This window comes from Pantoea sp. (assembly GCF_039594315.1).
In the GTDB taxonomy this organism is placed as follows: Bacteria; Pseudomonadota; Gammaproteobacteria; order Enterobacterales; family Enterobacteriaceae; genus Pantoea.
The window spans coordinates 91,284-97,283 of sequence record NZ_JBCNNP010000012.1; the positions used below are offsets into that span (position 1 = coordinate 91,284).

General features: G+C 52.4%; 6 protein-coding genes. 3 read left to right on the top strand and 3 right to left on the bottom strand.

Annotated features, from left to right (window positions below):
• Nucleotides 1-64: 64 nt before the first annotated feature.
• The 3 genes from cysM (at nt 65) to ABDW13_RS10530 (ending at nt 3,162) form a co-directional block, all read left to right on the top strand.
• Nucleotides 65-946 (top strand): cysteine synthase CysM, encoded by an 882-nt coding sequence (gene cysM / locus ABDW13_RS10520; protein ID WP_343552508.1) that lies wholly within the window; start codon nt 65-67, stop codon nt 944-946.
• Nucleotides 947-1,123: 177 nt separating this feature from the next.
• Nucleotides 1,124-1,804, top strand: a complete 681-nt coding sequence (locus ABDW13_RS10525) for a response regulator transcription factor (protein ID WP_343552509.1) — start codon at nt 1,124-1,126, stop codon at nt 1,802-1,804.
• Nucleotides 1,801-3,162: an ATP-binding protein gene (locus ABDW13_RS10530; RefSeq protein WP_343552510.1), complete on the top strand. Its 1,362-nt coding sequence runs from the start codon at nt 1,801-1,803 to the stop codon at nt 3,160-3,162. The genes ABDW13_RS10525 and ABDW13_RS10530 overlap by 4 nt, the downstream gene beginning before the upstream one ends.
• Before the next feature lie 64 nt (nt 3,163-3,226).
• On the opposite strand, the gene crr is transcribed toward ABDW13_RS10530, so the two are convergent.
• The 3 genes from crr to ptsH all read right to left on the bottom strand — a co-directional run bounded on the left by crr (nt 3,227) and on the right by ptsH (nt 5,914).
• Nucleotides 3,227-3,730, bottom strand: a complete 504-nt coding sequence (gene crr / locus ABDW13_RS10535; RefSeq protein ID WP_343552511.1) for a PTS glucose transporter subunit IIA — start codon at nt 3,728-3,730, stop codon at nt 3,227-3,229.
• A gap of 41 nt (nt 3,731-3,771) precedes the next feature.
• Nucleotides 3,772-5,499 (bottom strand): phosphoenolpyruvate-protein phosphotransferase PtsI, encoded by a 1,728-nt coding sequence (gene ptsI, locus ABDW13_RS10540; protein ID WP_343552512.1) that lies wholly within the window; start codon nt 5,497-5,499, stop codon nt 3,772-3,774.
• Nucleotides 5,500-5,656: 157 nt separating this feature from the next.
• Nucleotides 5,657-5,914 (bottom strand): phosphocarrier protein Hpr, encoded by a 258-nt coding sequence (ptsH, locus tag ABDW13_RS10545; RefSeq protein WP_007889063.1) that lies wholly within the window; start codon nt 5,912-5,914, stop codon nt 5,657-5,659.
• Nucleotides 5,915-6,000 lie beyond the last annotated feature (86 nt).

The window sequence follows — 6,000 nt, forward strand, 5'->3', positions numbered from 1 at the left end:
AGCACTTCCTCTGGGCGGGATGATCCCGCCCACTGTTTGCCTCTCTTCTGTCTGGAATCAAATCGTGACCACACTGGAAAATACCATCGGCAATACGCCGTTGATTAAGTTGCAGCGTCTGACGCCTGATAACGGCAGTGAAATCTGGCTCAAGCTGGAAGGCAACAATCCGGCCGGTTCGGTAAAAGATCGCGCTGCCTGGTCGATGATCCATCAGGCGGAATTGCGTGGCGACATCAAACCCGGCGATACCTTAATTGAAGCCACCAGCGGCAATACCGGAATCGCACTGGCGATGATCGCGGCGATGAAAGGCTACAAGCTGCGCTTGCTGATGCCCGATAACATGAGCCAGGAACGTCAGGATGCGATGCGCGCTTATGGCGCGGAATTGCTGTTGGTGACGCGTGAGCAGGGCATGGAAGGCGCACGCGATTTGGCGCAGGCGATGGCCGATCGCGGCGAAGGACGCGTGTTGGATCAGTTTAATAATCCCGATAACCCGCTGGGCCACTATCTCACCACCGCACCGGAAATCTGGCAGCAAACCAAGGGTCGCATGACGCATTTTGTCTCCAGTATGGGCACCACCGGCACCATTACTGGCGTCGGTCGCTACCTGAAAGAGTTCGCTCCCGCGGTAAAAGTGATTGGCTTACAGCCGAAAGAGGGCAGCAGCATTCCAGGGATTCGTCGCTGGCCTGAAGCCTATTTGCCCGGCATTTACCGTGCTGAATTTGTCGATGACGTCATCGATATGGCGCAGCAAGAAGCGGAAGAAACCATGCGTGCGCTGGCGCAGCGTGAGGGGATTTTCTGTGGCGTGAGTTCTGGCGGCGCGGTTGCTGGCGCATTACGCATTGCGTCTGCTCAACCCGGCAGCGTGGTGGTGGCGATTGTTTGCGATCGCGGCGACCGTTACCTTTCCACCGGCGTATTCCACTGAGTTATTTTTCCCACATTTAATCTGGCCTGCGCGTACCTTTAAAGTACGACTGGGCCATTTTTGTCTATAGTTCCCCTAATAATTGCTTGGCGTAAGCACTGTAAGGATCGCGTAAAATCGGCTGCGCTCGCGGTAGAGTCAGGACAAAATAGCGGCAATTTTGTACGAGAGATAAAAATGAAAATCCTGCTGGTAGATGACGACGTAGAACTTGGCACCATGTTGAGCCAATATCTGATTGCGGAAGGCTTTGAAACGCAATTGGTTTTAACCGGAAGTGCCGGTATTGAAGGCGCGCTTTCGGGCAACTATACCGCCATGATTCTCGACATTATGCTGCCCGATATGAGCGGTATTGATGTACTGCGTCAGGTACGCCAAAACAGCCGCTTGCCGGTAATCATGCTGACAGCCAAAGGCGACAACATCGATCGCGTGATTGGCCTTGAAATGGGCGCAGACGATTACATGCCAAAACCGTGCTATCCGCGTGAGCTGGTGGCGCGTTTGCGTGCCGTGTTGCGTCGTTTTGAAGATCAGGTTCCGGTGCCGGATAAGAAAGAGCTGCTGCGCTGGGGCGATCTCAGCCTCAATCCTGCCACGCGCATTACTGAATGGCAGGGCAAAGCCTTTGATCTCACTGCTTCTGAATTCAATCTGCTGGATCTGTTGCTGCGTGCGCCGGATCGTGTGGTATCGAAAGATGAACTGTCGGAAAAAGGTTTGGGCCGTCCGCGTGAAGCCTACGATCGCAGCGTGGATGTGCATATCAGCAACATCCGCCAAAAGCTGGCTGCATTAACCGCTGACAGCGTCAACATTGAAACTGTGCGCAGTATTGGTTATCGCATTCGATGAAACACAGCTATCGCGGCCGCATGTTCTGGAAGATCTTGTTGGGCTTCTGGATCGTGTTTGTGATTATCAGCCAGCTATTGTGGTTAGGTTTTACGCTCTCCGGTAATCGCCATGAACCGCCGGAGATTGTCGCGATTCGCCGTATCGTCAATCTGCAAATGGCTTCAGCAGTATCGGTGCTGGAGCGTGGCGGGCCGAGCTCGCTGGAAGACATGATGGCCGATTGGGAACCCAACGATCGCCAGTTTTTCTCGGTCATTCAGCATGATAAACCTGCCGCCACGCCGAGCAATGCGCCGCCAGAAACCTTCAGCGCACCGTTCCACGGACCTTTTCCCAATGTGATTGTGCGTTGGGTGAAAGGGCAGGACGGCAAAGAGTACGAGCTACGCTATGACGTGAAAGGCCTGCGTGAAGATAGCTCAATGGGCGGTGGCGGGCCGCGTCGCATCCTCAATATCCCAGAACCGATGTTTACCTTCGCTGGCGCGCTGGGGCTGCTGTTTAGCATGCTGCTGGCGTGGAACCTGACGCGCCCGATGCGGCAACTGCGCGAAGGTTTTGCGCGCGTCTCAAGTGGAGATTTGTCGGTGCGGCTTTATCCGGTGATGCGTAAACGCCACGATGAGCTTTCTAACGTGGCGCAGGATTTTGACGCAATGGTGGAGCGCCTCGATACGTTGGTAAAAGCGCGTGAAGAGTTGCTGCATGATATTTCGCACGAACTCCGTTCACCGCTGGCGCGTTTGCAGCTAGCGACCGGGTTGGCCCGTCAAACGCCGGAATCGGTGGAATCTTCACTTAATCGCATAGATGAAGAAGCACGTCGCCTCGATAAGATGATCGGCGAACTGTTGACGCTGTCGCGGGCTGAGCATGAAAGCATGCCGGGTGAGCAGTATTTCGACCTCACCGGTTTATTGCAGGCGGTGGTGACGGATGTGCGCTACGAAGCGCAGATTCCGGGCGTCAACGTCGATTTTCAGGTTGATGAGAAAGCGGATTACACCGTGCATGGTAACGCTGAGTTGATTCGTCGCGGTGTAGAGAATGTGCTGCGCAATGCGCTGCGTTTTTCGCATCAAGGTCAGCATATTAGCGTGCGTTTGCAGGCGGAAAATCAGTGGCTGGCGATTCGTGTAAGCGATCAGGGGCCGGGCGTTGACGACGAGAAATTGTCGAGCATCTTCGATCCCTTTGTACGCGTTAATTCGCCGCTGATGGGCAAAGGTTACGGTTTGGGGCTCTCAATCGTGCGTAAGGTGATTCTGGCGCATCACGGCGAAGTGCAGGCGGTAAATCGGCCGGAAGGGGGATTGGAGCTGACATTGAAGCTGCCGCGCTGGAAGCAGGATTGATTGTATTGTAATGCACAAATAAAAACGGCACCCAGTGGGTGCCGTTTTACTATTCTGACGAATCTTATTTCTTGATGCGGATAACTGGCGTTTCGCCCACAGTTACCGGACCGGAGAGTTTAATCAGGTCTTTGATTTCGTCCATGTTCGAAATCACCACCGGCGTCAGCGTGGATTTTGCTTTCTCTTCCAGCAGAGCCAGATCAAACTCGATCACCACGTCGCCTTTCTTGACCTTCTGGCCTTCTTCAGCGATGCGTTTGAAACCTTCACCTTTAAGCTCAACCGTGTCGATACCGAAGTGAACAAACAGTTCGATGCCGTTATCAGATTCGATTGAAAATGCGTGGTTAGTTTCGAAAATCTTGCCGATAGTACCATCAACCGGAGCAACCATTTTGTTGCCGGTCGGTTTGATTGCGATACCGTCACCCACGATTTTCTCAGCGAATACCACATCAGGCACGTCTTCGATGTTTACGATTTCGCCTGACAGAGGCGCAACAATATCAATCGTTCCTGAAGCGCTCTCTGATTTTTCGCCAAAAAGTTTAGAAAACAAACCCATGATCTTCTCCTAAGCAGTAATTTGAGGCTAGCGTCCGTGGATCAGCAGAGCGTTTTTTCTTTAATGAACTTGTTGACCAAATTCATCAAATCATCCGCTGTCGGTTGATCCAGAGCCTGCTCCGCCAATGCCTTCGCATCTTCGAAATTAGTATTACGAATGATCTTCTTGATGCTTGGGATTGAAATGGCGCTCATGCTGAATTCATCCAGCCCCATTCCCAGTAACAGTAGTGTAGCACGTTCATCACCAGCCAGCTCACCACACATGCCGGTCCATTTCCCTTCGGCATGTGATGCATCGATCACTTGCTTGATGAGGCCCAGAACAGAAGGGGTCATCGGGTTATAGAGGTGTGAAATCAAATCATTACCACGATCGACCGCCAGAGTATACTGCGTCAGGTCGTTTGTCCCAATACTAAAGAAGTCGACTTCTTTCGCCAGATGACGCGCGATCACCGCGGAAGCTGGCGTTTCTACCATGATGCCCACTTCAATGGTCTCATCAAAGGATTTGCCTTCTTCACGCAGTTGCGTTTTCAGCAGCTCCAGCTCGCCTTTCAGGATGCGAACTTCTTCTACCGAAATGATCATCGGGAACATGATGCGCAGTTTACCGAAAGAGGACGCACGCAGAATCGCACGCAGCTGCGCATGCAGAATCTCTTTACGGTCCATTGCGATACGAATCGCACGCCAGCCGAGGAACGGGTTGTCTTCTTTTGGCAGGTTCATGTACGGCAGATCTTTGTCGCCGCCGATGTCCATGGTACGCACGATAACCGCCTGCGAACCGACGGCTTCAGCAACGGCTTTATACGCCTGGAACTGCTCTTCTTCAGTCGGCAGAGAATCGCGATCCATGAACAGGAATTCGGTACGGTACAAGCCAACGCCTTCTGCGCCGTTACGCTCTGCACCGGCGACATCACGCACGGTACCGATGTTGGCACAAACTTCAACCTGATGGCCGTCCAGCGTGATAGCTGGCAGATCTTTCAGTTTCGCCAGTTCGTGTTTTTCAGACAGATATTGAGTCTGAATGGCTTTCAGTTCTTCCTGAACTTCTTCAGAAGGATTGACGTAAATCTTGTTGTTCACGCCATCCAGAATCAGGAAGTCGCCGTTTTTCACGGTCGCGGTCACGTTACCGGTGCCGACAATCGCAGGCAGTTCCAGTGAACGCGCCATGATAGATGTATGAGAAGTACGGCCACCGATATCGGTAATAAAGCCCAGCACCTTTTTCAGGTTCAGCTGTGCAGTTTCTGAAGGCGTTAAATCTTTTGCCACCAAAATAGATTCTTCAGCAATCGCGCTGAGGTCAACAATATGCAGACCAAGGATGTTTTGCAGCAGACGCTTACCGATGTCACGTACGTCAGCCGCGCGCTCTTTCAGGTATTCGTCGTCTAGCTCTTCCAGGGCAACGGCCTGGCCTTCAACCACAGAGTGAGCTGCGGCGTCCGCAGTCGCGTGGTCTTTTTTGATGAGGTCGATGATTTCCTGCTCAAGCTCTTCGTCTTCGAGCAGCATGATGTGACCTTCAAAGATCGCAGCTTTCTCTTCACCGAAGGTTTCACCGGCTTTAATGCGGATGGCTTCGAGCTGTGTCGCAGCTTTGCTACGTCCATCGAGGAAGCGCTGAACTTCCTGCTCAACCTGATCGTCGGTAATTTTTTTACGATTAATGACGATCTCATCTTCCTTCAGCAGCAGTGCGTTGCCGAAAGCGATACCCGGTGATGCTAAAATGCCTGAAATCATAACCCTACCTTTTAATCACGATGGCTCATTGACCCGATGCGTCGCCACTGTCGCGGAGCAGTACTCTAAAGATGCAAGAACGCGGACAGGTTGTCCGCGATCAAGATATTTGCACTCAATGGGGCAAAGGGGTCGGTTTAGTTGCGAACTGAGCCGATTACTCCAGCTCAGCCATCAGCTTGACCAGGTGCTCAACCGCTTGCTGCTCGTCTTCACCTTCGGCAGACAGCGTAACAACCGTACCTTGAGTCAGACCTAAAGTCTGCAGTTTGAACAGGCTTTTCGCGCTGGCAGATTTGCCATTAGAGGTCACAGTGATTTCTGACTGGAAAGCCTTGGCTTCTTTCACGAACTGAGCTGCAGGACGGGTATGAAGGCCGTTAGGTGCGGTAATGGTAACTTCTTGCTGGAACATTCTATTTCCCCAACTTTATCAGGTTTGGTGTTATGGATCTAAAGTCTAGCCTGGAGCCGTAACTTTAGCCTGTGTAGGTGCGCTGG

Coding starts and splice junctions, on each gene's coding strand:
- ptsH (WP_007889063.1), bottom strand. CDS start 5,914: ATGTTCCAGCAAGAAGTTACCATTACCGCACCTAACGGCCTTCATACC.
- ABDW13_RS10530 (WP_343552510.1), top strand. CDS start 1,801: ATGAAACACAGCTATCGCGGCCGCATGTTCTGGAAGATCTTGTTGGGC.
- crr (WP_343552511.1), bottom strand. CDS start 3,730: ATGGGTTTGTTTTCTAAACTTTTTGGCGAAAAATCAGAGAGCGCTTCA.
- ABDW13_RS10525 (WP_343552509.1), top strand. CDS start 1,124: ATGAAAATCCTGCTGGTAGATGACGACGTAGAACTTGGCACCATGTTG.
- ptsI (WP_343552512.1), bottom strand. CDS start 5,499: ATGATTTCAGGCATTTTAGCATCACCGGGTATCGCTTTCGGCAACGCA.